The organism is Stenotrophomonas sp. STK16_22, from assembly GCF_051984505.1.
GTDB classification, from domain to species: Bacteria; Pseudomonadota; Gammaproteobacteria; order Xanthomonadales; family Xanthomonadaceae; genus Stenotrophomonas; species Stenotrophomonas maltophilia_A.
Window position 1 is genome coordinate 2,354,970 of record NZ_CP196972.1, and the last position, 25,292, is coordinate 2,380,261.

General features: G+C 66.0%; 27 protein-coding genes and 1 pseudogene. 18 read left to right on the forward strand and 10 right to left on the reverse strand.

What is annotated here, in order from left to right:
* The first annotated feature begins 19 nt into the window (after positions 1-19).
* From ACSYAO_RS10880 to ACSYAO_RS10890, 3 genes are read left to right on the forward strand one after another with little or no spacing between them, the layout of a single operon-like run.
* The gene (locus ACSYAO_RS10880; protein ID WP_049461094.1) at positions 20-772 is read left to right on the forward strand and encodes an SDR family NAD(P)-dependent oxidoreductase; all 753 of its coding nucleotides are present in this window, start codon (positions 20-22) and stop codon (positions 770-772) included.
* Between the two features lie 14 nt (positions 773-786).
* A complete protein-coding gene (locus ACSYAO_RS10885; protein WP_049461092.1) occupies positions 787-1,974 on the forward strand; it encodes a GDSL-type esterase/lipase family protein in 1,188 nt (395 codons plus the stop codon).
* Between the two features lie 10 nt (positions 1,975-1,984).
* Complete coding sequence (locus ACSYAO_RS10890; protein WP_049461090.1) at positions 1,985-3,004, forward strand: sugar kinase; 1,020 nt, start codon at positions 1,985-1,987, stop codon at positions 3,002-3,004.
* Between the two features lie 12 nt (positions 3,005-3,016).
* Here the strand turns inward: ACSYAO_RS10890 and ACSYAO_RS10895 are convergent, their stop codons facing one another.
* From ACSYAO_RS10895 to ACSYAO_RS10905, 3 genes are all read right to left on the reverse strand, one after another.
* The gene (locus tag ACSYAO_RS10895; RefSeq protein WP_157805904.1) at positions 3,017-3,169 is read right to left on the reverse strand and encodes a hypothetical protein; all 153 of its coding nucleotides are present in this window, start codon (positions 3,167-3,169) and stop codon (positions 3,017-3,019) included.
* Between the two features lie 48 nt (positions 3,170-3,217).
* Positions 3,218-4,669: a S41 family peptidase gene (locus ACSYAO_RS10900; RefSeq protein ID WP_049461088.1), complete on the reverse strand. Its 1,452-nt coding sequence runs from the start codon at positions 4,667-4,669 to the stop codon at positions 3,218-3,220.
* A gap of 87 nt (positions 4,670-4,756) precedes the next feature.
* Complete coding sequence (locus ACSYAO_RS10905) at positions 4,757-6,331, reverse strand: S15 peptidase family protein (protein ID WP_049461085.1); 1,575 nt, start codon at positions 6,329-6,331, stop codon at positions 4,757-4,759.
* A gap of 152 nt (positions 6,332-6,483) precedes the next feature.
* On the opposite strand from ACSYAO_RS10905, the gene ACSYAO_RS10910 reads away from it, so the two are divergent.
* Complete coding sequence (locus ACSYAO_RS10910; protein WP_414574383.1) at positions 6,484-7,788, forward strand: hypothetical protein; 1,305 nt, start codon at positions 6,484-6,486, stop codon at positions 7,786-7,788.
* Between the two features lie 288 nt (positions 7,789-8,076).
* Positions 8,077-8,817 (forward strand): DNA/RNA non-specific endonuclease, encoded by a 741-nt coding sequence (locus ACSYAO_RS10915; RefSeq protein ID WP_049461082.1) that lies wholly within the window; start codon positions 8,077-8,079, stop codon positions 8,815-8,817.
* Positions 8,818-8,894: 77 nt separating this feature from the next.
* Here ACSYAO_RS10915 and ACSYAO_RS10920 read toward each other — a convergent pair whose 3' ends face one another.
* Positions 8,895-9,932 carry a zinc-dependent alcohol dehydrogenase family protein gene (locus ACSYAO_RS10920; protein WP_134951284.1) on the reverse strand — a complete coding sequence of 346 codons (1,038 nt, stop codon included), beginning with the start codon at positions 9,930-9,932 and terminating at the stop codon, positions 8,895-8,897.
* Positions 9,933-10,048: 116 nt separating this feature from the next.
* Here ACSYAO_RS10920 and ACSYAO_RS10925 point away from each other — a divergent pair, with 116 nt between their 5' ends.
* On the forward strand, positions 10,049-10,978 hold the full coding sequence (locus tag ACSYAO_RS10925) for a LysR substrate-binding domain-containing protein (protein ID WP_049461078.1): 930 nt from the start codon (positions 10,049-10,051) through the stop codon (positions 10,976-10,978).
* 34 nt (positions 10,979-11,012) lie between these two features.
* Entirely contained in the window at positions 11,013-11,708 is a 696-nt protein-coding gene (locus tag ACSYAO_RS10930; protein ID WP_049401501.1) for an HAD family hydrolase, read from the forward strand.
* Positions 11,709-11,715: 7 nt separating this feature from the next.
* Here the strand turns inward: ACSYAO_RS10930 and ACSYAO_RS10935 are convergent, their stop codons facing one another.
* Genes ACSYAO_RS10935 through ACSYAO_RS10950 form a run of 4 tightly spaced genes read right to left on the reverse strand, consistent with a single transcriptional unit; the run spans position 11,716 to position 13,763 of the window.
* Positions 11,716-11,946: a hypothetical protein gene (locus ACSYAO_RS10935; RefSeq protein ID WP_049461076.1), complete on the reverse strand. Its 231-nt coding sequence runs from the start codon at positions 11,944-11,946 to the stop codon at positions 11,716-11,718.
* Positions 11,943-12,368, reverse strand: coding sequence for a VOC family protein (locus ACSYAO_RS10940; RefSeq protein WP_049461074.1), 426 nt, complete (start codon positions 12,366-12,368; stop codon positions 11,943-11,945). The genes ACSYAO_RS10935 and ACSYAO_RS10940 overlap by 4 nt, the downstream gene beginning before the upstream one ends.
* Before the next feature lie 10 nt (positions 12,369-12,378).
* Positions 12,379-12,840 (reverse strand): helix-turn-helix domain-containing protein, encoded by a 462-nt coding sequence (locus ACSYAO_RS10945; RefSeq protein ID WP_049401498.1) that lies wholly within the window; start codon positions 12,838-12,840, stop codon positions 12,379-12,381.
* Complete coding sequence (locus tag ACSYAO_RS10950; protein WP_049461072.1) at positions 12,837-13,763, reverse strand: LysR substrate-binding domain-containing protein; 927 nt, start codon at positions 13,761-13,763, stop codon at positions 12,837-12,839. Before ACSYAO_RS10950 ends, ACSYAO_RS10945 begins: the two co-directional genes overlap by 4 nt.
* Positions 13,764-13,854: 91 nt before the next feature.
* On the opposite strand from ACSYAO_RS10950, the gene ACSYAO_RS10955 reads away from it, so the two are divergent.
* From ACSYAO_RS10955 to ACSYAO_RS10975, 5 genes and pseudogenes are all read left to right on the forward strand, one after another.
* Positions 13,855-14,895, forward strand: a complete 1,041-nt coding sequence (locus tag ACSYAO_RS10955) for a hypothetical protein (protein ID WP_049461070.1) — start codon at positions 13,855-13,857, stop codon at positions 14,893-14,895.
* The gene (locus ACSYAO_RS10960; protein WP_049461068.1) at positions 14,892-15,773 is read left to right on the forward strand and encodes a TolB family protein; all 882 of its coding nucleotides are present in this window, start codon (positions 14,892-14,894) and stop codon (positions 15,771-15,773) included. The genes ACSYAO_RS10955 and ACSYAO_RS10960 overlap by 4 nt, the downstream gene beginning before the upstream one ends.
* Before the next feature lie 68 nt (positions 15,774-15,841).
* Positions 15,842-15,910 (forward strand): annotated as a pseudogene (locus ACSYAO_RS10965) (hypothetical protein); the annotation flags it as partial.
* Positions 15,911-15,955: 45 nt separating this feature from the next.
* A complete protein-coding gene (locus ACSYAO_RS10970) occupies positions 15,956-16,378 on the forward strand; it encodes a hypothetical protein (protein ID WP_223224624.1) in 423 nt (140 codons plus the stop codon).
* A complete protein-coding gene (locus tag ACSYAO_RS10975) occupies positions 16,371-16,679 on the forward strand; it encodes a DUF6958 family protein (RefSeq protein ID WP_049461064.1) in 309 nt (102 codons plus the stop codon). Before ACSYAO_RS10970 ends, ACSYAO_RS10975 begins: the two co-directional genes overlap by 8 nt.
* Here ACSYAO_RS10975 and ACSYAO_RS10980 read toward each other — a convergent pair whose 3' ends face one another.
* Positions 16,680-18,035, reverse strand: a complete 1,356-nt coding sequence (locus ACSYAO_RS10980; RefSeq protein WP_049461062.1) for a sigma-54 interaction domain-containing protein — start codon at positions 18,033-18,035, stop codon at positions 16,680-16,682. It abuts the gene before it with no gap.
* Between the two features lie 396 nt (positions 18,036-18,431).
* Here ACSYAO_RS10980 and ACSYAO_RS10985 point away from each other — a divergent pair, with 396 nt between their 5' ends.
* The 6 genes from ACSYAO_RS10985 to ACSYAO_RS11010 all read left to right on the forward strand — a co-directional run bounded on the left by ACSYAO_RS10985 (position 18,432) and on the right by ACSYAO_RS11010 (position 23,842).
* Entirely contained in the window at positions 18,432-18,962 is a 531-nt protein-coding gene (locus tag ACSYAO_RS10985) for a hypothetical protein (RefSeq protein ID WP_049422221.1), read from the forward strand.
* Entirely contained in the window at positions 18,959-19,576 is a 618-nt protein-coding gene (locus ACSYAO_RS10990; RefSeq protein ID WP_049461059.1) for a hypothetical protein, read from the forward strand. The genes ACSYAO_RS10985 and ACSYAO_RS10990 overlap by 4 nt, the downstream gene beginning before the upstream one ends.
* Positions 19,577-19,619: 43 nt before the next feature.
* Positions 19,620-20,936 (forward strand): hypothetical protein, encoded by a 1,317-nt coding sequence (locus ACSYAO_RS10995; RefSeq protein WP_049461057.1) that lies wholly within the window; start codon positions 19,620-19,622, stop codon positions 20,934-20,936.
* A 99-nt stretch (positions 20,937-21,035) separates the two neighbouring features.
* Complete coding sequence (locus ACSYAO_RS11000) at positions 21,036-21,740, forward strand: C39 family peptidase (RefSeq protein WP_032127221.1); 705 nt, start codon at positions 21,036-21,038, stop codon at positions 21,738-21,740.
* A gap of 13 nt (positions 21,741-21,753) precedes the next feature.
* On the forward strand, positions 21,754-22,503 hold the full coding sequence (locus tag ACSYAO_RS11005) for a hypothetical protein (protein ID WP_049461055.1): 750 nt from the start codon (positions 21,754-21,756) through the stop codon (positions 22,501-22,503).
* 46 nt (positions 22,504-22,549) lie between these two features.
* On the forward strand, positions 22,550-23,842 hold the full coding sequence (locus ACSYAO_RS11010; protein ID WP_049461053.1) for a transporter: 1,293 nt from the start codon (positions 22,550-22,552) through the stop codon (positions 23,840-23,842).
* Positions 23,843-23,854: 12 nt separating this feature from the next.
* Here ACSYAO_RS11010 and ACSYAO_RS11015 read toward each other — a convergent pair whose 3' ends face one another.
* Complete coding sequence (locus ACSYAO_RS11015) at positions 23,855-25,210, reverse strand: hypothetical protein (RefSeq protein ID WP_134951522.1); 1,356 nt, start codon at positions 25,208-25,210, stop codon at positions 23,855-23,857.
* Positions 25,211-25,292 lie beyond the last annotated feature (82 nt).

The window sequence follows — 25,292 nt, forward strand, 5'->3', positions numbered from 1 at the left end:
AAACCAAGGAGTTTTCCGCATGTCGTTCCAGGACAAGGTGGCCATTGTCACCGGTGGTGGCCGCGATATCGGCCGCGCCGTTTCGATCAAACTGGCTGCCGCCGGTGCACGCGTCTGCATCAACTACGCCCATGATGAAGCCAGTGCCCAGGAAACGCTGGCACAGATCCAGGCGGCCGGTGGCCAGGCCATCGTGCATCGCGCCGACGTCACCGATGCCGCCGCCGTGGCCGGCCTGGTCGCTGCGGTACAGGCCGCGTTCGGCGAGCGTATCGACCTGCTGGTGAACGTGGCCGGTGGCATGGTGCAGCGGCGGCCGCTGGCTGACATCGACCCGGCGTTCTTCCACGCCGTGATGGACCTGAATCTGACCTCGACCTACCTGACCACGCACGCGGTGGTGCCGCACATGCGTGACGGCGCGGCCATCGTCAACTTCGCCTCGCAGGCAGGTCGTGATGGCGGCGGCCCGGGGGCATCGATCTACGCCACCGCCAAGGCGGCAGTAATGACCTTCACCCGTGCCATGGCCAAGGAGCTGGGGCCGAAGGGCATCCGCGTGAATGCATTGTGCTGCGGCATGATCGCCACCCGTTTCCATGACGAGTTCACCAAGCCGGAAGTACGCACGGCCGTTGCTGGCGCTACCCCGCTGCGCCGCCAAGGGGCACCGGACGAAGCCGCCGACGCTGCCGTATTCCTGGCCTCGGATGCGGCGGCGTTCATCACCGGTGCGAATCTGGACGTCAACGGCGGCACCTACTTCTCCTGACTGGAATCCTGACCATGCAGCGCTGGACGCTCCTGCTTTCATTGACGATCTGTTCCGCCGCAGCTGCGCCTGGCGCGTTGGCCGCACCGGTCTGGGTCACCGCGTGGACCGCCTCGCCGGCACCGGACCGCAAGGATGGCACCGCCGAGGCCCCCGTACGGTTCGCCGCGCAGACCGTGCGCCAGGACATGCGCATCGGCAGCCGTGGCGACGCGTTGCGGCTGCGCATCAGCAACGAACTCGGCACGGCGCCGTTACGGGTCGAGGACCTGCGCGCAGGAGTGAAAAACGGCGATTCCGCCCCTCTGCCGGTAACGGTGGATGGCCGCGCGGTCATCGAGGTGCCGGTGGGTGCCGCGCTGCTGAGCGACCCGGTACCGATGCCGGTGGCGGCGCTGCAGGAGATCAGCGTAACGGCCTACTTCCCGCAGCCTACCCATCCCGCCGTGCGCCGCACCGAAGTGCGGGTAGCGGACGGCAGGAAGACATCGGTTGCCGACAGCGTGCGGCTGAGCTACCAGCAGAACGTGTTCTCGGCCGTGATGGTGCAGCGCGCTGATCGTCCCCAGGTGATCGTGGCACTCGGCGATTCCATCACGGAAGGTGCCACCGCCCGTCGCGGAACCTTCAACCAGTGGCCGGAGCGATTGGCGCAGCGCCTGCAGCAAGCCTGCCCGAACCGGTTCGTGGTACTCAATCAGGGCATCAGCGGCAACAAGCTGCTTGACCATGGCCGCAGCCACAGCGCCCTGTCACGATTGGATCGCGATGTGATCGCGGTGGCCGATGCCGATCAGGTCATCCTGTTCGAGGGCATCAATGACATCCGCCACGGTGGTGGCACGCAGCCGCTGCCTGGACGCAGTGCGGCGGACATGCTGCTGGGCTATCAGCAGGTTGCAGCGCGACTGCATGCGCACGGCATCCGCGCCTGGCTGGGTACGTTGACCCCATTCGGTGGTTCCGAGCGCTACGAGCCCGTGTCCGCAGCGACCCGCACCTCGATCAACCAGTGGGCACGCGGTGGGAAGACCGGGTTCGATGGCATCATCGATTTCGATGCCGCGCTGCGTGACCCGAAGGCCGTGGAATCGTTGCCCAACGACATCACCCGCGACCACCTGCACCCCAATGACGAAGGCTACCGGCGCATGGCCGATGCCATCGATCTGCGCATGCTGGGCTGCACCCCCACCGAATGAGAGAGAACCGATGAGCCGCGTCGTTTGTTTCGGTGAACTGCTGCTGCGCCTGGGCGGACCCGGTCGTGAACTGCTGCTGCAGACACCGCAGCTGCAGGTCCACGTGGGGGGCGCCGAGGCCAATGTGGCGGTCTCACTGGCCTGTTTCGGCCACGATGTGCAGATGGTCAGTACGGTGCCCGGCAACGCGCTGGGCCGGCATGCCGTGGCCGAGCTGCGGCGGCATGGTGTGGGCGTGGCAGGTGTGCGTGAAGTCGACCGAGACCGCATGGGCCTGTATTTCCTGGCCACTGGCGCGCTGCAGCGCGCCAGTGAAGTGGTGTATGACCGGGCAGGTTCGGCATTCGCCAACACTGCACTTGCCGACTATGACTGGCCAACGCTGTTGCGTGATGCGCAGTGGCTGCACCTTTCCGGCGTCAGTCCCGCGCTGGGTGCCAATGTGGCCGAATCCGTCTTGAGCGCTGCACGGGCCGCACGCAGGTCAGGCGTGCGAGTGTCCTTCGACGGCAACTACCGACCTTCGCTCTGGCAGCGTTGGGGCGGCAACGCCGCCGCCATCCTGCGGGAGCTGTTCGCAGAGGCGGATATCGTCTTTGCCGACCATCGCGATATCGAACTGGTGCTGGGACTGCGCTTCGCCGAGGACAGCCCCATCGCGCGGACCGAGGCGGCTGCAGCGGCCGCGTTCGCGGCCCTCCCGCACCTGCAGTGGCTGGCCTGCACCCAGCGCGACGTGGTGAGTGCAGATCATCACATCCTGGGCGCGCTGCTGTTGGGACGCGACGGTACCCGTGCGCAGGCTCCCTCGCGGCCATTGCCCGGTATCGTTGATCGCATCGGCGGCGGCGATGCGTTCGCGGCAGGCATCCTGCACGGGCTGGCGTCCGGATTCGATGCAGAGAGCACCGTGCGCTTCGGTCTGGCGGCAGGTGCGCTGAAGCACTCCATTCCCGGAGACTTCAGTCCCGTGCGCGAGGCCGAGGTCTGGGCGCTGCTGGAGAGCGAGCAGTTTGACGTCCGGCGCTGATCTCGCTCCGCCCTACAGGCCGCTCAGCCTGGCCAGCGGTACACGTACGCCGACCATGTACATCAGCAGCGCCACGCCGAGCAATGCACCGGGTGTCAGCATCCAACGACGGAAGGCTCCTGCCCGCGATGGCGGCCTGGCAGCGCTGGGTGGCGGGATGTTCATGCGATCCTCTCCTGCGGAATTCAGCCCTGCACGAGGTCCTGCGCGCACCTACAGCGTCAGCAGCCACGCTTCCAGCGCCCGGGTGTCGCGCATGTCGCCCGTATAGCGATGATCGGGCACGTGCGGTTCATTCGAACCACGTACCCGCCCACGGAACACCTTCATCGGCACCGAGATCCTGGCCAGCCCGCTGGGCAACCGCTCCGGCCGCACGTCCATGTACAGACTGTCGGCGGAGGTCTCGACGCCCACCTGCACCGCGCCCAGCCGCTTCCAGAGGTCCAATGCATCCAGGCAGGCCGAGCCACAGGAAGCATCGGCCACAACCAGGACCCTGCCCTTGCGCACAGGTCCGGCCTGGCTTGCGGCGAATGCTGGATCTGCGCTGGCCTCGGATGGCTCGCGCCACAAAGCCTCACCCCGGCCGCGAGCCTGCGCCATGCCTGCCGTCACCGATTCCAGCATGCGACGCAGCTCAGGCGACGCGTCGGGCGCCTGTTCCAGCTTCTGCAGGAAGCCGCGAAGCTGGGCGATGTTGCCCTCCGAGGTCCGCCACTCTACCCAGCTGCGGTCGGGCAGCGCGTCGACAGCGGCCCGGCCCCAGATCAATCGCGCCAGTTCGATGCTCCATTGCGAAGCACCGCCAGTGTTGCCACGCACGTCCAGCACCACCGTCGGTGCCTGCTGCAGCCCTTCGGCTTGCGGAGCAAGCTGTTCAAGCAGCGCGGTCAGTTCCTTGAAGTTCTGCTCCGCAGGGTCGGCATTGAAGCTGCTGGTGGTGATCCAGTAACTGCCATCGGGCATCGCGTGCCAGCCGTTGGGGGGACGGAAGCTGCGCCGGGTATCAGCCAAGCGCTCCTTGCGCTGTGCTGCCTGCAGCGGCTGCCACCGCAGTGCATAGGATGTCTCGCGTCCGCCCACCTGGAAAACGCAGGTACGCAATGCAGGCACGTAAGGATTGCCCTGTTCGAGCAGCACTTCACCGCCACCCTGGATGCGGCTGGCCTGCAGGTTCCAGCGCCCGTTGAAGTCACCCACCCGGCGTACAGCCAGCGTCTGCGCATCGATGCCATCGCAGGCCAGCATTCGAGCCCCCAGCGGCGGATGGCCCGGACCACCATCCACGGTCATGACCACCTGTGCGTCGCCATCGAAGCCGGTCAGGAAGCCGGGCCACTGCGTTGGAAGATCGGGAGCATCGGCAAGCGCATTGAGGCTGACATGGCCATCATTGAAGGAGGCCGCATAGCCCTTCATCGCCCACCAGTAGCCCGGGGAGCTGGCGACCCGTTCCGCGCGCGAGCGTGCAAGCGCCAGGGCATCGTCCAGCTGTGCGCCGAAACCAGGATTGCGCAGGTCCACGGCGCCCGGATGGCTGCCGCGCATGGCGGCGTCGGCAGCGTCCAGATCCTTCAACAGCGTATCCGACCAGTCGATCGGCGCGCCTTGCGCGGTAGGTGCCGCAAGCGCTGCACCGAGCAACAGCCATGCAATGACCATGGATTCTTCCCTTCCCCGGAACAAACGCCAGTCTCGCAGTTCTACTGCCTGACGTACCGCGCCCGCCGCAACGGGCGCGGCCTTCCATCAATGCAACGGCACCTTCAACACTGATGGCGCATTGGCCGGCGAACTGAAAGTCACCGTGCCACCCAGCTGGCTGATGCCCGCGTACCGCAGGTCCACGGTGTCCACCACCAGGGTCAGGCGGCTGCCGGCCGGAAGGTTCCAGCTGCTGGCTTCCAACCGCAGGTCGATGGTCTTCGCCTGCCCCGGCGTGGCACCACGCAGCGTATAGGGCTTGTGGCTGATCAGCTGGCCGTTGCCCAGCACATCCTCGGCGTACAGGTAGGCGTACAGCGTGGTGTTGGCGCGGCTGGGCGTGACGGTCAAGCGTACCTCCGGCGTTCCATCCAGGCGCTGCGCACTCCACTGGATCGGCCCCTGCCAGACACCTGCGGCGTTGCGGCCCACGAAGGGCACATAGGCACCGGGCGGCAGGTTGATCATCTGCAATGCACCGGAGGCCATCGCCACGCCGGAATTGGCGGCGGTCAGCAGCCCGCTGCCGATCCGGTAACTCCAGCCGGTGCTGCTGCCGCTCGCGACGAGGCCGCCCGTGGGCAGCAGAAGCCCTTTGGGTGCGCTCAGCGCATAGCTGACAGCGCCGGCATTGGTCGCCTGCCAGTTCGGATAGGTACTCCAGCTGCCCTTCTGCGATTTCAGCTGTACTGCAGGCTGGCGGTCGATGCCATTGGCTTCACCCTTGAGGTAATGGTCGAACCAGTCGCCCACCGAATCGTAGACCTCGTTGGGAACACCCAGAGCGCCAAAGGCTTCGTTGAGCGCATGATCGCCGTGGCGCAACTGCAACTGCTTGGGGCCTTTCAACCGGGTGAAGAAATCGACCAGCTGGCCCGGCGGGAACAGGCTGTCGTTGAAGGCGTTGGCGAGGAACACCGCTGGCTGGTTGGCGTTGATCTCATCGATGCTGGCCCCGGGGCTGCGCTGCGCCGCCACCGGCAACAGCGAATCCACCGCGCCCTGGTAGTTGCCGACCAGTACATTGCGATTGATGGTCGTCAGTTCCGGTCCCGGGCGGCCGGTGGCCAGGCCGGCTGCCACCAGCAAGGCGATGCCCTGCGCGCTGGGGGTGTCGTTGCTGTACAGCGAGGCCTGCAGATCGGCCCAGCCACTCAGCGCCGCCACGGCCTTGATGCGTGGATCGCGCGCCGCCGCCAGCAGGCTGGTGCCTGCGCCGTAGGAGATGCCCGAAACGCCGATCCGGGCGGGATCGGCCCGGGTGTTGTCCAGCGCCCAATCAATCAGGGCGCTGACATCTTCGACGGTGGCTGGCCCTGCGATGTCGATGCTGCCGCCAGACTCCCAGAAACCCCGCGAACTGTAGCTGATCACCACATAGCCGCGCCGCGCCAGCGACTGCGCCACCCCCACATACTCCACGCTGGGTACCGCCCAACTGCTGGGCATCACCAGCAGTGGATAGCGCCCGCTGCCCGCGTCCTGCGGTTCGATGACGAAGGCCCCGAGAGGCGTTCCATCCCAGCTGGGAATGGTCCGGTGGGTGGTCTTGACCGTAGCGGCCCAGGCGGTGGGCGCCAGTCCGGTCAGCAGGATCAACAGCAGCAATACCTTGCGCATCGTCGTCTGTCCCCGTCGGTGGTGGTGCAACGGGTTGGACCGTACCAGTGCGAATGGTGGGTGGCACCTTGCGACGCAACATGACGTTTGCTGCATTGCCGGCCTATGGGATCGATGCTATGAGAGCTGGGCCCCAAGGATGAATGGACGTCATGAGGTCACGCTTCCTGCTCTTCGCTGTACTGGCGCTATGTGCGCAACGAACCGTGATGGCCAACGAGCAGGCGTTCTCCGATGCGGCGGCCCGCGAGGTCTTCCGGCGCGCCGAACAGCTCTGCAACGGAGACCGGGGTCGATTGTGGGGTCAATCCCTGTGCGGGCCGATGATGCTGGTGGATCCAAAGAGCCGGCAGGTCATCGCCTCGCAGTCAGACGCACAAGGTGCGCTGAAGGAGCGCGGCAATGTGTTCGCAGGCCAGCTTCCGTCTGATGCGATCGTCGCCAACACCGCCGTGGACTGGTCCGGCACACGCTGGACGCAGCTGCTCTGGCCATTGCCGCAGGACGCGTCCCGACGCAGCACGCTGCTGGCTCACGAAATGTTCCATCGCCTGCAGCCGGCGCTGCCCATCATCGCACCGGCGGCAGGTGGAAACGAACACCTCGATACGCTTGAAGGACGCTACTGGCTGCAGCTGGAATGGCGCGCGCTTGCGGACGCACTCGAATCCACCGATGCAGTAGCGCAGCACACTGCGATGACGGACGCGCTCGCATTCCGCGCCGAGCGCTACCGCCGGTTCCCTGCGGCTGCGCAGGAAGAAGCGGCGCTGGAATTGAACGAGGGCCTGGCCGAGTACACCGGCGTGTTCGTCGGCAATCCGACGCCGTCGACACGTATCCAGGCGGCACTGCATGACCTTCGCGCACACGTGGGTGATCGCAGCTTCGTCCGCTCTTTCGCCTATGCCACCGGCCCGGCCTATGGCCTGCTGCTGGACCAGGCGGCACCTGGCTGGCGCGGCGACCTCGCCCACCAGGCTCGCGATCTCGGCACGCGTCTGGCCGAAGTGACGCAGGCCCCATTGCAGCTGGACGCGACCGCGCTGGGAGCGGCTGCCGCGCGCTATGACGGGCCGGAGCTGCACGAAGCCGAAACGCTGCGCGAGCAGCAGCGCCTTGCGCAGCTGGAACACAACCGTGCGCGCTTCGTGACAGGCCCGGTCGTGCGCCTGGATCTGCGCAACATGCGCATCCAGTTCGATCCCAACACCATGCAGCCGTTGCCAGGCCAAGGCATGGTGTATCCAGCAATGCGGCTGTCCGACATCTGGGGCAGCCTGGATGTCACCGACGGTGCGTTGCTGCAGAGCGACTGGAAGGTCGTATTCGTGCAGGCCCCGGCAAGTGCTGAACCGCCACTGGAGGGGCCGGGGTGGTCGCTGAGCCTGAAGCCGGGATGGTCGCTGGTGCCGGGAACACGCAAGGGCGACTACATGTTGAAGACGAACCCCTGACCACCGCTGCAGGCAGCGCGGCGTCCTAGCACGCCTGCGTTTCATCCACGCGCCACATGATCTGACACATCTCCAGTGCTTGCGCGCTGTCACAGCTTCGTCGTTTCGCCATTGACCGAAAGACGACAGCTTGTGACGCTTACGACACCGCACGGCCTCCGCGGCCCTGTCATCGCGGTCACGTCCCACGCATTCCGCACTACCCGACTACGCAGTGTCCTCACATGACCTCGCTCCGGCCCGGTCGTAGCGGACGGCTGCGCCCTGAACTTCTGCTGGAGAATCGCAATGCGCCTTGCAGGTTTCTTCTTCGCGTTCGTCCTCAGTACCTTCGCCGGTGCCGCCCAGGCCCAGGTCGTCACCCTCAACAAGGGCGGCTTCGTGCTCACCTACGACTGCAGCATCCACAGCGCCACCCGCTACGAATACACGCTCACCGCCGACACCGGCTCCGCCGCGCGCCCGTCCAGCTTCTACAAAGACCCGGACCTGCCGGCCGGCTGCCTCGGCCAGAACAGCACCGCGTCGTATGCCAGCATCCGCAGCGGCTATGACCGCGGCCATCTGGTGACCTCCAACCACATGGACTACAACGCGACCTACATCCGTCGCGCCAACTACATGACCAACATCGTTCCGCAGGTTTCCAGCTTCAATCAGGGCGTCTGGGTGAAGGCCGAGAACGTGGCCGAGTGCTACCGCGACATCGCGCCGGTGGATGTCTATGGTGGCGTGGTCTACGGCGACGCCTCCAACGACTACTTCCTTTCCAGCCACGGCATCCCGACGCCGGAGTTCTTCTGGAAGACCATCATCACCCGTGACCCGAACACCGGCACCGCCAAGGCGATCAGCTGGATCATTCCCAACGAAGCCAATCTGGGCAGCCTCGACAGCTATCTGGTGACCATCGCCGACCTGGAGGAGCTGCTGGGCGCCAGCTATGTGGCGATCAACGCGCCCGCTTCGTTGAAGAACATGCTGCCGGCCACCACCTGGCCGCAGCCGGCGGGCTGTGATCTGGGCTGATCCGCCAGGACGCCCGTGCGGTCGCGATTCCGGCCGCACAGGCGCACTTCGCCTGGACAGGTACGGCGCACTTGGATTCAGTGCTCTGCCACCTGCACCACCACTTTGCCGAACGGCCCCTGCTGCAGTGCTGCCAGTGCCGCAGGCAGGCCGGCGAACGGATGCACGCTGTCGATGACAGGCTGCAGGCGCTCGCGTTCGATGAAGACGTTCATCGCCTCGAAGGCCTGGCGATGGCCAACCGAAACCCCCTTCAGCGTCGCGCGGCGCAGCATGAGAGGAACCGCCGGCATGTGCAGGTCGGGATCCTCGAGGAAGCCGATCTGCAGGATGTGCCCGCCCACTGCGAGCGCCTCCACGCTCTGGGCGAGGTTGCCGCCTCCGAGCAGCTCAAGCACATGATCGACGCCCTGCCCTCCGCTCAGCTCCATCGCTCGCGCGCCCCATGCAGGATGTTGCCGCGTGTTGATCGACGCCCATGCACCCAGCCGTTCTGCAAGGGCAAGCTTGCTGTCACTGCGTGAAGTCACGATTACCCGGGCTCCCAGCCGCTGGGCGAACTGCAGCCCGAACAAGGAAACACCACCGGTCCCCTGCACAAGCACGGTCTGGCCAGGAGCGAGTTGGCCGGCCTCGACCAGTGCAAACCAGGCCGTCAGCGCCGCCACCGGCAACGTGCTGGCCTGCAGGTCAGACAACGAGGGGGGCGTAGCGACTGCCACGTCCTCCGGCAGCACCACATACTCCGCCAGCACGCCCGGCAGCGGACCGCCCAGGGACAGTCCGTGCTGCAGCATCTCGGGCGGAGGCGCGCCATCGAGCCACTGCGTCCAGAAATTGCCCATCACCCGCTGGCCAACGCTGAAGCGTCGCGCTGGGCTTCCGGTTTCGACAATGACGCCGGCCATGTCCGAAGCGGGAACAAACGGGTGTGGCAGCGGACCGGACAACAGTCCGCCGTCGATCACCAGGCGATCGCGGTAGTTGAGCGACACGGCACCGACCTTGACCAGTACCTCACCAGGGCCTGGCCTGGGAATGGGGCGCCGTACGCAGCGCAGGTGAGCAAGGCCCGGGGCATCGAGCTCCCAGACCTTCATGGTCGAAACAGACATGGGAAATCACTCATTGGCGCGCGGAAGTGCGCCAGGAAAGTCTATTGACGCATTGAGGTGTTCAGTGACGGGATATTGTCGATACACTGAATCCATAAATTCCCCAATTGACGCATATGACCAGCTACAGTGCGGCGCGCCTGCAGGGCATCAGTGTGTTCGTCCAGGCCGTGGACGCCGGCAGCTTCACCGCAGCCGGTCTGCGCATGGGGCTGAGCAAATCGGCCGTTGGCAAGAGTGTGGCCACGCTGGAGCGGCGACTGGGCACCCGGTTGCTGGATCGCACCACGCGCAGGCTGGCGCTCACTGTCGAGGGCGCCGAGTTCTACCAGGTCTGCCGGCGCATCCTGGCCGAACTGGACGAAGCCGAATCCAACGCAGCGTCGCGGCGGCAAGAGGTTTCCGGCCTGTTGCGGGTCAGCCTGCCGGTAGCGTTCGGGCAGCGCTGGGTGATGCCGGTACTGATCGGACTGGCGCAACGCCATTCGCGGCTGCAGCTCGATGTCAGCTTCACCGACCGCAGGGTTGATCTGCTCGAGAAAAACGTCGATCTGGCCGTCCGCCTGGGGCCGCTTGACGACAGCAGCTCGCTCTCTGCCCGGGCGCTCGGCCGCCAGCATGCCGTGATATGCGCTGCACCCGGATACCTGGCGGCACGTGGCGTCCCGGTGCGCGCCGAGGATCTTGCCGGACACGACTGCATCACCTTCGGCCGGCAGGGGCACGCGCTGCCCTGGACGGTGCCGGACGGCTCCGGCGGGCTTGTCCAGCACCGCATTGAAGGGCGCCACCGCATCAGTGACGGCGATGCGCTGCGTAGCGCATTGCTGGCCGGGCTGGGCATTGCAGAAGCGACCACCTGGCTGGTGGGGGACGCGCTGCGCAGCGGCGCACTGGTGGCCGTATTCCCTGCCACGGGTAGCGCGGGCGCGCCCCTGCATGCGCTCTGGCCTACCACCCGCGACCTTGCTCCCAAGGTGCGTGCCACAGTGGATGCGCTGGTCGAGGCGTTCGTTCCGTCTCCACCGTGGGAAAATACCCGCTGATCGCCCCCATGGCTGTTGTTTCAAGGAGCTGTAGATGTCCCGTTTCCCCTTCGACGCCGTGCTGTTCGACTGCGATGGCGTACTCGTTGATTCCGAGCCGCTGGTCGCTCGCGTGCTTTCGGAAATGCTGACCGAGCGCGGCTGGCCGCTGACCCCGGCGCAGGCCGGTGAGGTGTTCCTGGGCCAGTCCGTGGCCCATCTGGCCGGCCTGATCGAAGAACGCACCGGCAAGCCGTTCACCGAGGAATGGCTGGAAGAGTTCCGCCAGCAGCGCAACCGCGCGTTGGAACGTGACCTGGTTGCCATCCAGGGTGCGCCCGAGGCGGTGCGTGCGATCGCGGTGCTCACCGGCGGCCGGATTGCATGCGCGTCCGGCGCCGATCTGCACAAGGTGAAGCTGCAGCTGGGCAAGGTCGGCATCCTTGATGCCTTCGGGGCCCACGTGTTCAGCGGCCAGGACATGCCGCACACCAAGCCGCATCCGGATGTCTATCTGGCCGCCGCCGCTGCGCTGGGCGTGGACCCGAAGCGTTGCGCGGTGATCGAGGACACTGTTACCGGTGCAACGGCCGGTGTGGCCGCTGGCGCAACCGTGTTCGGCTTCAGTGAAGGCGGTCCGCACCACAGTACGCCGGAGGCCCTGCGTGCAGCGGGTGCACAGGTGATCTTCCAGCGCATGGAAGACCTGCCCGCCCTGCTTGCCGCCCATGCGGTCGACGCGGTCGCCTGACCTTGCCTCAGCCCGTAGCGCCGAGTGCGGCGCTGCGGCGCCTTCCGGCGTAGTGCAGCACGAACAGGTAAAGGCCGGTGAACAGTTGCAGGAACAGGGGTGGCAACGGCGAGTAGGTGAGCCACGCCGCAGGCTCGCCCTGTCCCATCGCGCGCACTACGAAGTTGGCGATCACCGCCAGGGTGAACACGATCGAGGTCCAACGGTGCACGGGCCGTGCCCAGCCACCGCGGCTCATTGCCGGCGCCTCGTCTCGGAGCGGGCTTCGATCATCTTCCAGCCATTGCCTGATGGATCGCGGAATCCGGCGTCCACGGCGCCATAGCGCTCGATCGGCTCCTGGGTGAATTCCACGCCCAGCGCCAGCCATTGCGTGTAGCACGCCTGGCAGTCATCCACGGCCAGCACCAGCGGCGGCATTGCGCCCTTGGCCACCAGCTGCTGCAGCGAAAGCGCGGTGGCCGCATCGTGGGTGGGCGGGCCAGGCACGAACAGGCCCAGCTGGAAACCGTCCTGGCCCGGGCTGCGTACCGTCAGCCAGCGGTAGCTGCCGTTGCGTACATCGGTACGCACTTCGAAGCCGAGCTTGCCGACATAGAACGCGAGCGCCTCATCCTGGTCGCGCACATACAGGCCGACCGTGTTCACAGTGTTCGTCATGGGACCTCCCTCAGGTGGGATCCACGTTAGCAACCGCCTCGCGGCGACGCTTCTCCAAAACTGCGATCTTAAGGTCCGGTCGCTGTGCGGCACGTGCGTGGCATTCCGGCACGCTGGCCGACGCCGCCTGGCCTGCACGCTCACGCTCACGCACATTGCCCGGGCTGTCACCGGTGATGTCACGGAAGATGCGGCCAAAGGTGCCCAGGCTGCTCCACCCGGTCTGCACGGCGATTTCGGTGACCGGCAGATCGGTGTCACGCAACATCGCCACGGCCCGTTCGATGCGCCGGCTGAGAAGATACCGGTGCGGCGGCAGCCCGAATGCCTGCTTGAACGAGCGGGCGAAGTGCGCCGGCGACACCGCACTGACCTCGGCCAAGCGTGTGACTGGCCATTCCTCATGGCTGGCCCGGTCCATCCGGTCCTTGGCACGCAGCAGGCGTCGCAGCAGTTCGGGGCTCTGGTTCACGGCGTCACCGCTTGCGCCAGATGATGGCGTGCTGCGTGCCGTGCCTCGGCGGCCTGTTCGACCAACCAGTCACGGAATGCGATGACCTTGGCGCTCCCACTCCGCGCCGAGGGCGCTACGAACCAGAAGCTGCGACCGTCGCTGGCGACACCCGGATGCGCCTGCACCAGGCGCCCGCTCTCCAGCTCGGCCTGGAACAGGATCGGCGAACCGATGGCGATGCCCTGCCCTGCGATCGCGGCACCGACATCCAGATGCTCGACGGCGAAGGGCGTGACCAGACTCCCTGGTGCCGGCGGTGGAAGGTGCCCGTGCGCGGCGAACCACAGGGCCCACCAGTCCGGCCGACCGAGCAGGGGAATCTCCAGCGCGGTGCTGCCCAGCCCACGGGCCGCCGGCAGCAGCGCCGGCGCACACAACGGCATGAAAACGCTGGGGAACAAGGGCGTGGCCTGCAGCCCAGGCCACTCGCCATGCCCGTTGCGGATGGCGGCATCGAAGTGGCCGGCGGCAAGATCCTGCGGCTCTGCCGACAGATCCAGTTCCAGCAGGAGCTGCCGATGGCGGGCGCGGAACGTACCCAGCCGCGGCGTCAACCAACTGGTGCCCAGCGTTGGCAGTACGGACAGGCGCAGTCGCGCCGCATCCATGCCAGCGGCGCGCATGAAGCTGGCGCGTAGTGCGTCGAATGCCCGGGTGGCTTCCTGCGCGACGCTGGCACCCACCACCGTCAGTTCCACGTGCTGTGCGTGGCGCAGGAACAGGCAGGTACCGGTCTGGGCCTCCAGCCGCCGCACGTGATAGCTCACCGATGCCGCAGTGGTGTCGAGCTCCTCGGCGGCACGCGCGAAGCTGCCCAGCCGCGCCGCCGCCTCGAAGGCGCGGATGGCGGCAAGCGATGGCAGCTGTCGTTGGGTGACCATAAGTGTGGCTTAGCCTGAGCCCCGATATCTGCGTGGTCAATCCCCTTCGTATCCGCAACGATGGAGGCACCTTCGGTAGGGGATCACGCATATGGATCGACGGCAGTTCCTGGTCACCCTGGCCGTCACGGCCGCGTCCGCCGCCCTGCCCTCCGGGTGGGCCCTGGCCAGCCACAGCGAAGACTGGAAATGGTTGCAGGGCAACTGGCAGGTCCGGCACCAACGCCTGCAGGAACGCCTGGCAGGTGACACTCGCTGGGAGTCCTTCACCGGCGCCAGTGCGGTCTGGCTGACCTTGGGCGGGCTCGGCACCATCGATGACAACATCATGGCGCTGCCTTCGGGCCCCTACAGGGGCCTGGGCGTGCGTGCATTCGATCCGGTGTCTTCCACGTGGTCGATCTGGTGGATCGATGGCCGCAACCCTGCCCATATCGAAGCCCCCGTACGCGGCGGTTTCAAGGGCGATGCCGGCAACTTTCGCGGCACCGACCGGATCGACGGACGCCCCATCGACGTGTGGTTCCGGTGGCACGACATCCACGGCGAGGAGCCGTGGTGGGAACAGGCATTCTCCGACGACGCCGGTGCGCACTGGGAGGTGAACTGGCGCAACTGGTTCCGCCGCACGGCTGCGGCCCCCTCGCCGCTTCCGAAGCTGCCGGATGCACCGGGCGATTTTGATTTTCTGGTGGGCCATTGGAACGTGCGCCATCGTCGCCTGCGCGCCCGACTGGCAGGCAGCGATGCGTGGGACGCGTTCACCGGCACCCTGCACAACTGGCCGGTACTGGGAGGATTCGGCAACGTAGGTGACAATCTGATGGACGTGCCAGGAGCCCCGCTGCGCGGCATGGGCATCCGCGCCTGGAATGCGGCTGAGCGGCACTGGCTGAGTTGGTGGCTGGATGGCCGGGAACCGACCCGGATCGGCGCGCCACTGCTCGGCCGTTTCGAGGCCGGTGTCGGTCGCTTCTTTGGCGAAGATCAGCACGACGGACGAGCGATCCAGACGCGGGTGATCTGGTCACGCATTACCCCGCGTTCGGCGCGCTGGGAACAGGCGGCCTCGACCGATGGTGGACGCAGCTGGGAAACCAACTGGGTCAGCGACTTCGAGCGGCAGGCATGAAGGCGCTGCTGGCCGTGATGCTGCTGGTGTCTGCATCGCCTGGCGCGTCTCCATCCAGGGTGTTGCAGATCGTCGGCCCGGCTGAGCGTTTTGCTCCGGGCGTTGCATCCACGCAGTACGACGAGATTCGACTGACCTTGAGCCCGGACGGAAAAACCGCACTGTGGTTCAGCCGCAACCGGCCCGGCGGTCCGGGCGGGTATGACATCTGGGTCTCCCGTAACGATGGGCAGCGCTGGCGGCCTGCGACGCCGGTCTCGTTCAACACGCCGGGACGTGACTTCGATCCCGCCTTTTCCGCCGATGGCCGCGTGGTGTATTTCTGCTCGGATCGAGCAGACGGCCAAGGCGGCGACGATCTGTATCGGGTCAGCGTGGGGAGCGACGGTCGATTCGGGGAGCCGGTCAATCTTGGCCCCGCAGTGAACAGCGCGGCCGATGAGTTCGCGCCGATGCTCTCACCAGACGCAGCCACGCTGCTGTTCTCCAGCAATCGTGCAGGCGGTGCGGGTGGCCATGACCTCTACGTCGCAGCGATCGTCCGTGGTGAGGCGCAGCCCGCGCGGCCACTGCCCGGAGACCTCAATACCTCGGCGCAGGAGTTCGATGCCACCTTCCTCGGGGATGGCCGTACTGTGGTCTTTGCCCGCGCTCTCGACTTCGGCAGCGCACCGGTGCGCCAGTTCATTGCTTACGAACGTGGAGGCCGTTATGACGCGGGCCATGCATTGCCCTCGCCCTTGAACGAGACCTCCGGCAACAGCTACGGCGCGATGCTGGATGGCTCGCAACCCGGCACGTTGACCTATTCGGCGCGGCGTGCGGACGGTGCAGGGTTGGACCTGTACCGCATCCACTACCGGATGAAGCGCCCTTGAAGGCGGATGTTGTCGATTCCCGGCGCCCCGGTTCGTCGAGAGGATGAGTACCCCAGGAGAAAATGCAGATGCCCTCCCAACAGTCCCTTGCCTGCGCCTGCGGCCAGGTCCGCCTGACCGCCACGGGCCAACCCATTGCCACCGTCGAATGCTGCTGCGACAGCTGCCGCAAGGCCGGCGCCATGCTGCAGTCGCTGCCCCGAGCACCCGAAGTACTGGGCCCGCACGGCCAGACGCTTTTCGTAATGCACCGCAAGGATCGCGTCAGCATCGACGCCGGACATTCCATGCTGCGTGCGTTGCGCTTGTCCAGCAGGGGCGGCAGCCGCCGCGTCCTGGCGGGCTGCTGCAATACGCCGCTGTTCCTGGAGTTCAGTGGCGGCCATTGGCTGAGCCTGTATGGCCTGTTGTGGCCCGCATCGGCAAGACCCGCCGTGGAGATGCGGACGATGGTCAGTGATCTTCCTGATGCGTCTGTCCTTCCGGACGATGTGCCGAACCTGCAGACCCGGTCGCTGCGGTTCCATGCACGGTTGATGCAGGCGTGGATCGCCATGGGCTTCCGCAGCCCACGCATCGAAGTCGCGGGAGATAGCCATGTCTGAGCCCGAGCGGATCGAGATCGAGAGCATCACCACGCCCGGGCACATCCAGCGCGTGGATCGTGCCAAGTATCTCGCCATGCGCCATGCCTTGCTGCAGGCCCTGCCTGCGCAACCGCCAGGGTTGACCGTTGCGCAGGCCAAGCAGGCGCTGCTGCCGCACCTGCCCACCGCCCTGTTCCCGGCAGGCGCCAGCGCCGGCTGGTGGTTGAAGGCCGTGCAGCTGGACCTGGAAGCCAAGGGCGTGATCGAGCGCGTCACGGGCAAGCCGTTGCGCCTGTTCAAGCACCTGGCGGCCGGCTGATCAGCGCTGCGCAGGCAGCTCCAACCGGTGCTTGCGGCACAGCCGATACACCGTGACCCGCGAGATCTGCATCTGCCGCGCGCATTCGGAAACGTTGTAGCCGGTCTGGCGCAGGGTCTGCAGCAGCACATCGCGCTCGGCCTGGCCCCGCGCATCGTGCAGCATCGCCCCAGGCAGGACCGCCACCGATGCGCCCAGTTCCAGGTCACGCTCGCTGATCAGCTCGCCCTCGGCCATGATCGCTGCACGCTGCACACGGTTCAGCAGTTCGCGTACGTTGCCGGGCCATTCGAAACGCCGCATGGCCTGCAGTGCGGCCGGCGCAAAGCCGCGTGCACGCACGCTGTGGCGCTGCCGGAAACAGCGCAGGAAGTGTTCGGCCAGCAGCTGCACATCGGCACCGCGCTCACGCAATGGTGGCATGAGCAGGCGCAGCACGTTCAGACGGTAGTAGAGATCGCTGCGGAACCGGCCCTGCGCCACCGCGTGTTCCAGCTCCACGTGGGTGGCAGCCAGCACTCTCACATCCGCCCGCAACGGCTGGCTGCTGCCGACGCGCTCGAAGGTGCCTTCCTGCAGTACACGCAACAGGCTGGTCTGTGCCTCCGACGGCAGGTCACCGACTTCGTCCAGAAACACCGTGCCGCCGTGCGCGGATTCGAACACGCCGATCTGCCGCTTGTCGGCACCGGTGAACGAGCCACGTTCGTGGCCGAACAGCTCCGACTGCACCAGGTTGGCCGGAATCGCACCACAGTTCACCGCAATGAAAGGCCTCCCAGCACGCCCCGACAACGCATGCAGCGCATGTGCGGCCAGTTCCTTGCCTGTACCGGTTTCGCCGGTGACCAGCACCGGCAGCTCCACCGGCGCGAACTTGTGCAGCACCCTGCGCACCGCATGCAGCGCAGCGCTTTCACCAATCAATGCGTGCGGTCCCTGCCCGCTGCAGGTTGCGTCGACAGGCGGATCATCTGCGTCGAACTGCTGGCGCATTGCGCAGACCAGATCCTGCAGGCCGAACGGCAGCGTGAAGCGGGCACGGCATCGCTGCAGCAACGGCAGCCAGGCCGCTGAAGCAGGTCCGGCACCCGGTGGCAGTACCGCCAGCCAGGGTAGATGCTGGTGCTGCTCGATCCACGGTACCAGCAGCTGCAGCGCGACCGCATCGAGGTGGCGCAGATCGAGCACGGCAAGCAAGCGATCGCGCCCGCGCAGGCCAATCGCCATGGCGGGATCGGGACGGATGCTGCGCACATACCAGCCTGCTGCCGCCAGCGCACTGCGCTCGTTCGCCAACGGCTCGCCAAACCAGAGCACGCAACGTGACGTTGAAGCCTCCGGGACCGCTGCCATGCTTCCCCCAGCATCCGGACACCGTCGGCGGACTGTCAGGCAATCACCGGCGTGCCGCCCCCCGCCGGGACCTCTACGGCCACCGGGGCGGCCTTTGTTGGGCGGATCCTAGCGCTTCCCTAAACGGCGGCGCAATGAGCAGTGCGTCAAGAAATTCCTGGCTGAAGCGGCACCGTTGCAGACCGCGACGCCACCTGTAACACGGATGCGACAGTCGCCCGCCGCCCTTGCCCTGCAGTGCCTGGGGCTTCGAAATCCCAACAATTCCACGACGTGCCTGTAACAGCGTGGCAGCAGCCCGGTCAGGTGCGGCACGGTGCCGACATTGGCCGGTGGGCACTTCGAAGTTGGCACGGTTGATGCGTGGTTCCGCCGCACCCATCGCGGGAGATCGGCATGGACGGCTCCACCCTGATTCGCGGCCTGGCCGCAGCACTGGCAGTGGCCCTGCTGTCGGTTGGCGCGGGCGCATCCGCATCCGGCGCCCGCCAAGGCGTGAAGGCACAACCGGGCGAGATCGTCCTGCTGCGGGATGTATCCGCGCGCCCGGCATATCGCATGGCACCGCCGGGCATGGCGCTGATTGCCGACCCGAAGCCGCAGCGCGAGATCGCCACCGCATTGGGTGCCGGCGGCACAACAACCGGCATGGACGAGTTGAGCGATGAGGACTATGCCGGCATGGGCGCCGGCCAGGCCGCGTCCATCACGGCGCCGGGTGGCACCACCGTTGAACGGGTCACCCAGCAGGCCCTGGGCGGCACGCTGGGCCGCAGTGGCGACGGCATGGTCGGCAGCAATCTGGGGGGTGCCATGAGTGGGCCGCTCGGAGCGGTCGGCAGCAGCACCCGCGGTATCGCCGATACCGTGCGCGGCGCACTGGCCCAGTTCCCGCTGCAGGGCACGGCCCCGGCAGGTGGAAAATGAAGGCGCTGCACAGGTTGCTTCTGCTGCTCGCTGCCGCGCCCTGGGCGACCCGGGCCGATGACTACAGCGGCATGCTCGCCTATCTCGACGTGGCCCGCATCGACGGCCACGCACTCGCCGGAACAAATGGCGCCATCGCCGTGAACCAGGCCGCCGGCGACCTCAACGTGCAGGCCAACCTACGGGGTATCGCCAAGGGTGATCGCGCCGACGTCGCGATCAATGCGCGGCAGCTGCAGCAGGGCAACCGCGTGCTGTCCGGGCCGCTGCAGGCCACTGCATTCATTGGCGGTGACGCACTGGCCGGTGCCAGTGGCATCGCATCCATCAACCAGGCCAGCGGCATCGCCAACACGACGCTCAACGTCGTCAGCGCGACGCTGGCCCGACAGGGCATACGCGAAACCGACGATACGGCCTTGGCCGCCGAGGGTTCCGCGTTGGCAGGGGGGCGGGACGACACCGGGCACGGCGTCGCGACGGGCACCCGCAGCGCAGGTGTAGCCAGCACCGCACTGCGGGGATTCGACGGGGTCCTGCAACTCAATCAGATCGCGGGCAACGGCAACGACACGGCCAACGTATTGGGCCTGGTCGTGCAGGACCGCCCGTGACAACCACCCAACCGATGCACCACCTGATGAGAGAGAGGGCACCATGAAAGCGACCGTCAAACAGACCATGCTCGCCATGGCGATTGCCACTGCCTCGACCGCCGCTGCGGCCAATGGCTGGGACAACCAGAACGCCAACGCGAACATCAATCACAACCACACCGTCAGCGAAACCCGCAACGACACGCACAATCACACCGACAACGACGTACGCAACCGCACCGTCAACGTCAATGTGCAGAAACACAGCAACATCCAGGCCGACGAACGCAAGGAAAAGAACAACCACGGCGTCGACGTGAACCTGGAGAAGGACCTGCGGCTGAGCACCGACATCAATTTCTCCGGCGACCCGAACATCACCGGCGACATCGACCTCGACTCGGCGGCCATTGCCGTGATCGACAACCGCCAGTCGATCAGCAACAACGTCACCAGCAACAGCCTGGTCACCAACAGTGCGTCCATCGGTGACAGCGTGGGTGCCGGCGCCTCGGGCAATCTCGGCTTCAACGTTGTCTCCGGCGACAACAACGCGCAGGACAATGCCGCGTCGCTGTCCGCTGCCGACGCGTCCTTCAGCTTCGGCATGGCCGACGCCGAGGTGTTCGTCAACCAGGCCGGCTTCGGCAACGCCACCATGAACTCCGGCGTCACCAACGCCGCAGGTCTCGGCGGCAACGCCTTCGGTGGTGCTTCGGGCAACATCGGCGTGAACATCGCCTCGGGCAACAACAACGAGCAGAAGAACGCGCTCGCGGCCTCGGTAGCGACCACCGCGGTGGCGCAGTCGAGCATCAGCTCCAACCAGGTCTCCACCGGCAACACGGTCAGCAATGCCGGCTTCGTGCAGTCCTACACGGATACCGTGCAGGTCGGCATGCGTGGCGGCGTCAGCGGCCTGACGCTGGCCTATGGCGCGGGCACCTACCGCGGCACCGGCAACGCCTATCAGATGGCCAACTACTATCTGGATACATGGAATGGCGAGCTGCCACATCCGGGTGGCAACAGCACCGGCCACATCGACCTGGACAACCAGATCCAGAACGCCACGATGAACCCCAACCGGCCGGGAGTGGGCGGCCTGGGCTTCGATACGCGTGAGAGTGGCACCAGCCAGTTCGTCGAACTGGGCGTGGCCGATCTGTACGCCAGCCTCAGCGGCACGGTCAGCACCACGCGCTGGGTGAACGTCAACGCCACCAACACCTCGGCGTTGTCCGGCAGTGCCTTCTCCGGCGCCTCCGGCAACATCGGCGTGAACGTTGCTGCGGGCACCGGCAACCTGCAGGCCAACAGCCTGGCCCTGGCCGTCGCCCAGCCCAGCACCGGCGGCGGTGGCGGCAGCGGCGAGTAAGCGCAACACCCCGGCCGTCCGCCAATGGCCGGGTCCCCGGGAGCCCCTGTTCCTCCTCCCCCTTGGGACAGGGGCTCCCCCCTGCTGCCGGAGAACGTGATGATCCGTTGCCGCCTCTCGATGCGCCTGCTGGCGATGCTGTTGCTGCTGGGTACCGCCTCCGCGTGGGCGGGCGAGGTGCGCTTCAGCGGCGTATTGCCCAATGGCGCGTTGCTGCAGCAGAAGGTGGAGAGCATGCAGGAGCGGCGCTACCGCAACGTGGTGCGGCAGCACACCGATTACAGCTGCGGGGCCGCCGCGCTGGCCACCATCCTGCGCCACGCCTACCACCTTGATACCGACGAGGCAACGGTGATCGAGGGAATGATGGGGGTCTCAGATCCCGCTCTGGTAGCCGAGCGCGGCTTCTCGCTGCTCGACATCAAGCGCTACGTGGAATCGCTGGGCATGCGCGGTCGGGGCTACCGCATCGATGAAACACGACTGCGCACCCTTCGCGTGCCAGGACTGGTGTTGATGGACGTGCGCGGTTTCCGCCATTTCGTGGTGCTCAAGCAGGTGCGCAACGGCATCGTGGAAGTGGCCGACCCGATCCTGGGCAACCGCAGCCTGGCCCTTCCGGAGTTCCTGGCCGCCTGGCCATCGCGCGCGGTCTTCGTGGTGATCGGCAGCGACTTCGATCGCAACACCGCTCTTCTGCAACCCAGCGAACGGCCAAGCGCCCGCGCGCTCTACGCGCGGCAAGGGCCGATCACCGATGCAGAACTGGTCGACTTCGGCTTCAGCCACGCCGACCTGTTCTGAAGGAGGTTCGACCATGTTCCGCCAACCGATGATGATGGCTCTGCTGCTGGCCTTCCCTTCCCTGCCTCTGCAGGCGGCAGAGGGTGCTCCCGGTCGCGGCCTGAAGGAAATTCCGGACCCGGAACTAAGCCTGATGCGGGGGCGCTACACCGTGGGTGGCAACAACGTTGCCTGGTTCGGGGTCACCATGGTGTCGCAGTGGCAGGCCAGCAACGGCGCGACGCTGCAGGGCAGCCTCACCCTGGGCATGGACTTCCGTGGTGGTGGCGCGCCGAAGCTGAGTTTCCAGCCCAGCGTGCATGTCACGGCCGCCGATGCGCCGCTGCCCGATACCCACGGACGCAGCATCGACAGCAGCGGCCTGGCCAACGCCAGCGGCCTGGTGCAGAGCGTGCAGGTGGCCGGCGATGGCAATGTCGCGCGCAACGTCACCACGCTGACCGTCCGCGAGGGTGGCGTGCCAGCCGTTCTCTCTGATGGCGCAGGCAACGTCACCGCGCAGCAGGCCGGCGCCAGCGCGACCGCCGTGCTGGAAGGCAACCAGGCACGCCTGCTGCTGCAGGTGGATGGCCAGGGGCTGGTGCAGCAGTGGATCCGCAATGGCAGCGTCGGCCAGGGTATCGCCCTCGCCGGTGACGGCCAGATCGCCAGTAACCAGCTGCGGCTGGAGCTGGTGCGCAACGCCGTGGGCAGCAACCTGCCGTTGAGCCAGAACGTGGCCCAGGCGATTGCGTTGAACCGCGGCATGGGGCCAGGCCAGTAACAGGGCCTGGCATTGGGGGAAACGCTCCACAACGCAGGACACCATCATGCACACCCTGATGAGGATCACCCCGTTGGCGCTGGCGGCGCTGGCGGGCACCGCCCTTGCCGCACCGCCGACGTCCGACGATGGCGCTGACGTGCAGGCCCTGGCCAATCAGCTGGAACAGCTGAAGGCCAACTACGCACAGGAAGTGCGGCGGTTGCGCGAACTGGACATGCAGGTCCAGGCCATGCAGGCGCGCTTGAGCGGGCGGGTTGGCCCGGTCACAGCCCCACCGGCCGCGCCATTGGCGCAGGCGGCCGCCGCCGCGGTCCCGCCGAGCAGCGAGGGCTACGCCAGTACCGCCGCCGAGGCACAACAGGCCAAGCAGGAGTCGCGGCGCAGCGTGGACGACGTGAAGCAACAGCAATCGGCCCTGTTCTCCCGCCGCTTCACCATCGAGAACAGCCTCACCTACGCCCGCTACGACCGCAAGCAGCTCACCCTCAACGGCTTCCTCGCGCTGGACGCCATTTTCCTCGGCAATATCGCCATCGAGAACGTGGAGTCCGACTCGCTGACCTACAACGTGGCGGCCCGCTGGGGTGTCAGCCCGAACCTGACGCTCAACCTGGACGTGCCCTACCTGGCCCGGCGCACCGTATACCAGAAGGGCGGCGCCGGCGGAGCAGCGGCCGCCATTGCACAGGAAGAGACCAACGGCAACGGCCTGGGTGATATCGGGCTCAGTGCGAACTACCGGTTGTTCGGCGAACGCGGCTGGCGCCCTGAGACCGTGCTTACCGTCGGCGTCACCGCCCCCACCGGGCGCGCACCCTACGGCCTGGACTGGAAGGTGATCGAGCGCGATGACGACGACTACATCCGCTTCGCCGTGCCGCGCGAGCAACCCACTGGCAATGGCGTATGGCAGGCCAACCTGGGCCTGTCGATGGTGAAGACCGCCGACCCGGCCATCCTGTTTGCCAACATCGGCTACGTGCACTCCATCCCGCGCGGGTTCAACGACATCGACAGTAATCCGGACACGGTGAACCCGGGCGATGTGAAGCTGGGCGGCTCGGTGTACTTCGGCGCAGGCGTGGCCTTCGCATTCAACGAGCGGACCAGCCTGAGCCTGTCCTTCAGTGACCGCATCAGCGCCCGCGCTTCCACCCGCTTCCAGGGCGGCAAGTGGATGAAGGTAATCGGCAGTGATGCCAATGCGGCATCACTTAACCTGGGCGTGACCTATGCGCTGAACCAGCACACCACGCTGGTGACGCTGCTGGGCATCGGGTTGACCCCGGATGCGCCGGACTTCACGTTGGCGTTCAAGATTCCGTACATGTTGTAGCCAGCTGGAGTCCTATTGCACGTGCGGCAGGCAGATCTGCGCAGAAGTGACAACTCCACATCCACATTCTGGCTGGGTTCCAGCGAGTGGAATGTACTTGTGGCCATGAAACTCGCCGCATCGGCCACAGCTATGTCTTGCATCCGTGCGAGTTACGAACCATCCGTTGTTCAGTGCGTCGGCGATGGTTTGGTCATGGGGCACGCTCGGATAGGCATTCTCATATGTCGAGAGGACCATGCGACCTGGCCCCCGCACGACTGGTGTAGCGCCGAGTTGAATCTTACCTCCGTGGTGTGGAGCGACTACAGCAGTTACATCAACGAAAACCCCTGGGGCGAATGAGCCGTAGTCCGCATCACCACACAGCACGGCGGCGGAATGTGCAGAATCAACCCTGAGTGCCAGCGAGCTGTTGTTCTTCAGGTAGCTCTGGGTGTTCGGTGAGCCGGCGGAGGGCGAACAGGACCATATTCCGATGCTCGCCCCTTGAATGTGGACACTCCCTTCAGGCCAGACGAAAAGTGAACCATTACTCGCTAGCGTCCGCAGGAAATGAATGTGGCTTCCCCAGTACAGAACACCCTCTGGCAGGCGGATCACCCACTTCCTTTGCAGGGCACTATCGCGATACTTCGGAGCTGTTTTCCAGTACTTTCCTGTTGAGTCCCAGGCCGCCCCACCGGACTCCACGGCAAACAACCAATGGTCCTGATCCAGATGAGAGAGCACGACTGGTTCAGCATCGTTGAACGCAAGCGGATTGAAATTGGCAAGCAGTGGTTTGGTTCTGGCCTTCAGCCCAATCGGGCGGCCAAAATCAAAGAAGAGGCGAGGATGTTCGTAGCGATCGACTACTGCGTTGAAGTTTGCCTGGCCTACATCATAGATCGCGATGCCATGAGGTGATCTCGCTTCTGCATTCTCCAGCAGTTCTCTGATGCCATCCTCACTCGCAGGCTTGCCGACGGAGAATCTGCCTATTTTTCCGCAGACCTCTACATCTTGAGGCGACATCTTCTCAATCGTCATGAACAGCTGCTCTCGCTCGCCGTCCCCACGATCGTCCAGAACGGCCGTTGACACCGGGATCGCCCCGTTGGAGGGAGTATCGGAGAGTGTGATCAGCTGGATCGTCTCATGCAGACGCTGGTCGGTTGCCCCCTTCCCCTCTTCCGCATATGCCAGCAGGAAATCAAGGGAGGGGAGATCCGCCTCTGGCTCCAGATAGTTCTTCGCTCTCTCTACCGGAATCGCATCAATGAGCAACGGCGCCCCTCGATCTTCTTCGCCTTCCTCTGGCCCGTCCAACTGTTCAATAAGCGCGTAGTACTGCGCACTACGCCCTTCGGATATGTTGCGTTGCATGCTCTGCACCCTCCTTGGCTAGGCCCGAAACAACGGCGACTGGGACGTCATTGCCCCTCCGCCGATTAGGCCCGGAGTCGGC